Origin of the sequence: Flavobacterium sp. HJJ, from assembly GCF_015351475.1 — a bacterium.
GTDB lineage: Bacteria > Bacteroidota > Bacteroidia > Flavobacteriales > Flavobacteriaceae > Flavobacterium > Flavobacterium marginilacus.
The window spans coordinates 1-3,336 of sequence record NZ_JADKPR010000054.1 but is presented as its reverse complement, the minus strand read 5'-3'; the positions used below and the strand labels follow the sequence as shown (position 1 = coordinate 3,336).

The following is a 3,336-nucleotide window of genomic DNA, read 5'->3' as shown; positions in this document are numbered from 1 at the left end:
AAGCAAGTTTTTTTGAATATTTTTTTACAGAAAACACCTAATGCTGATGTGATTTAATATTAAGAATCAATGTTTTATAAAATTCAAAAGCCCTAGCCCAGATGGAAACGGCATCCTGTTGTCCCGGGGTTCGGGACAACAGATATAGTGGACAGCTGGAAATAGCTTCAAATATTTAGAATAAGACACAAAAAAATCCGCTCATCACTGAACGGATTTTGAATTATGTTAGATGCGATTTATTTTGAAAGCTCCACAAAATATTTATAGAACAACGGAATGGTTTCGATTCCTTTCAGGAAATTAAAAACGCCAAAATGTTCGTTGGGTGAGTGAATGGCATCACTGTCAAGGCCAAATCCCATAAGGATTGTTTTGCTTTTTAATTCTTTTTCGAATAAAGCAACTATTGGAATACTTCCTCCGGAACGTACTGGAATTGCTGGAATTCCAAAGGTTTCGGCGTATGCTTTGTTAGCTGCCTGATACCCAATACTGTCAATTGGAGTTACATAACCCTGCCCGCCGTGATGAGGTGTAACCTTTATGGTAACGCCCGCAGGAGCAATGCTGATAAAGTGTTTGGTAAAAAGTTCTGTGATTTCTTCCCAGTCTTGGTTTGGAACCAGACGCATGGAGATTTTGGCAAAAGCTTTGCTGGCAATAACGGTTTTTGCACCTTCGCCAGTGTAACCGCCCCAAATTCCGTTTACATCCAGCGTTGGTCGGATCGAATTTCGCTCATTGGTTACATAGCCGCTTTCGCCGTAAATATCATTTAGGTTTAAAGCTTTTTTGTATTTATCAAGATCAAAAGGAGCCTTGGCCATTTCGGCTCTTTCCTCAAGAGAAAGCTCTTCGACATTGTCATAAAAGCGAGGAATTGTAATATGATTGTTTTCGTCGTGAAGCTGGGCAATCATTTTAGCCAAAACATTAATAGGATTAGCTACTGCGCCACCGTATAGTCCGGAATGCAAGTCGCGGTTAGGACCAGTAACTTCAACTTCCACATAGCTCAAACCGCGAAGTCCAGTTGTAATGGAAGGCTGCTGATTGGAAATCATTCCTGTGTCCGAAATTAGAATGACATCGTTTCTTAGTTTCTTGGTATTGTTTTCTACAAATGTTTTTAGGCTGACGCTTCCAACTTCCTCTTCACCTTCGATCATGAATTTTACGTTGCAAGGTAAAGTGTTGCTTTGTATCATATATTCAAAAGCTTTTACATGCATGTACATCTGGCCTTTGTCATCACAGGCACCTCTGGCAAAAATAGCGCCTTCGGGATGGATGTCTGTTTTTTTGATAATAGGTTCAAATGGGGGAGAAGTCCATAATTCTAATGGATCGGCAGGCTGAACATCATAATGGCCGTAAACTAATACTGTAGGCAGATTTGGGTCAATTATTTTCTCTCCATATACAATTGGATAGCCGGCGGTGTCGCAAATTTCGACAAAATCGCATCCTGCGGCCTCTAAACTTGTTTTTACTGCCTCGGCAGTGTCAAGGACATCTTGGGAAAAAGCAGTGTCAGCACTTACAGATGGAATTTTCAATAATTCAATTAACTCGTTGATAAACCGTTCTTTGTGTTTTGTAACATATGATTTTATATCTTCCATTGAATCAGATTTTTTTAAGAATCAAAAATACAAAAAACAGAATTAATAATTTTTTTTAAAAAATTCTTTGAATATTCGAAGTTATGATTATCTTTGCACCCACAATTGAGCGGATATGGTGAAATTGGTAGACATGCCAGACTTAGGATCTGGTGCCGCAAGGCGTGTAGGTTCGAGTCCTATTATCCGCACTAAAAACTTCTCTTCTTGAGAAGTTTTTTTGTTTTCAGCCCTTTCGTGTCTGAATTCCTCTTGCCTTAGTGTAAAAATCTAAATAATAAAGTAACAGCAAAACCAATGTGCTGTTTTTAGATTTTCTTACTTCTGATTTTTTTTAATTGATGAAATTCAGAGTTATGAAAGATATTGCTAAGCGGTTTCCTGAAAATCCTATATTGTTTCCTTCTGAAGTAGTCCCAAGTCGCGAAGGTCTTCAGGTAGTTTGTCTTCTAAATCCTGGTGTGTTCCAATTTGATGGTAAAATATGGATGATTATCCGCGTTGCTGAAAGAGACTGGAACAAAAAGATAATGTTGTGTCGTTTCCAATTCTTACTGAAATAGGAATTCAAATTATTGAAATTCCCGAGAATGATCCCGAAATGATTGCCAAAGATGCGAGGGTTGTCAAATATAAAGAAGCTGATTATTTAACTACATTATCGCATTTGCGGTTGGTGTGCAGTGATGACGGGCGAAAATTCTATGAGCCCGAAGGATGTTTTTCATTAATAGGTGAAGGTTTTTTGGAGTCATTTGGAATTGAGGATTGCCGGTTGTCATATATAGGTGGTGTTTATTATCTGACCTATACAGCTGTATCTCCCAATGGAGTTGGAGTGGGCTTGCGCACAACTTTCGATTGGTTAAGTTTTCAGTCCTACGGAATGATACTGCCTCCGCACAATAAAGACTGTACTATTTTTGAAGAAAAAATCAATAATCTTTTTTATGCTCTCCACCGTCCAAGCAGTTTGGAAATTGGCGGGAATTATATATGGCTAGCTTCTTCTCCTGATGGAATTCATTGGCGGGATCATCAGTGTATTCTGCGTACAAGAAGTCGTTTTTGGGACATCGCCCGTATCGGTGTAGGTGCTTCTCCAATAAAAACCGAAAAAGGGTGGCTTGCTATATATCATGGTGCGAATGAAAAGCATCAATATTGTTTGGGTCTTTTTTAATGGATTTGGAGGATCCTTCAAAAGTAATAGCGAGAACCGAAGATCCTATTATGTTGCTAACTGAAAATTATGAACTTGCCGGTTTCTTCGGTAATGTAGTTTTTACCAATGGACATATTCTAAATCCAGATGGTGTTACTGTGACTATATATTATGGTACTTCTGATGAATTTGTTTGTGGTGCCGAATTCTCTATTAAAGAAATCTTTCCTTTCTGCAGTATGATCAATAGCTTCATCCTGTTATGTGCTTCCATGTTGATTGCTGAATTATGGTTTTTTAATGATTTCCGCTTTTATTAGGGTTTTTGTGTTAGAGAAGATAGTCGGTACTTATATATACGTATATGTTATTTTGAAAAGGAAAACAAGTAAAGTCGGCTCAGATTCCCCTTCAAAGGGAGGATGCCCGCAGGACAGGACTATTCCTTGGTATTGAATAATCGCTAAAGAAACCCCTTGGATCCCTTTAAAACTGGTAAACCCCGCCTAAATCACCTTTCAGAATTCAAAAATCCTCAAAACC

4 protein-coding genes and 1 tRNA gene are annotated in these 3,336 nt (G+C 38.4%); 4 read left to right on the top strand and 1 reads right to left on the bottom strand.

Features of this window, described 5'->3' with window-relative positions; all coding sequences use genetic code 11:
• Positions 1-239 precede the first annotated feature (239 nt).
• Positions 240-1,628: a dipeptidase gene (locus tag IRZ80_RS20640; protein ID WP_194644230.1), complete on the bottom strand. Its 1,389-nt coding sequence runs from the start codon at positions 1,626-1,628 to the stop codon at positions 240-242.
• A gap of 109 nt (positions 1,629-1,737) precedes the next feature.
• On the opposite strand from IRZ80_RS20640, the gene IRZ80_RS20635 reads away from it, so the two are divergent.
• From IRZ80_RS20635 to IRZ80_RS21175, 4 genes are all read left to right on the top strand, one after another.
• Positions 1,738-1,819 (top strand) — tRNA-Leu (locus tag IRZ80_RS20635).
• Positions 1,820-1,984: 165 nt separating this feature from the next.
• Entirely contained in the window at positions 1,985-2,191 is a 207-nt protein-coding gene (locus IRZ80_RS21095; protein ID WP_228520972.1) for a hypothetical protein, read from the top strand.
• Entirely contained in the window at positions 2,164-2,811 is a 648-nt protein-coding gene (locus IRZ80_RS20630; protein WP_317174800.1) for a hypothetical protein, read from the top strand. The genes IRZ80_RS21095 and IRZ80_RS20630 overlap by 28 nt, the downstream gene beginning before the upstream one ends.
• The gene (locus tag IRZ80_RS21175) at positions 2,793-3,113 is read left to right on the top strand and encodes a hypothetical protein (protein ID WP_255549711.1); all 321 of its coding nucleotides are present in this window, start codon (positions 2,793-2,795) and stop codon (positions 3,111-3,113) included. Before IRZ80_RS20630 ends, IRZ80_RS21175 begins: the two co-directional genes overlap by 19 nt.
• Positions 3,114-3,336 lie beyond the last annotated feature (223 nt).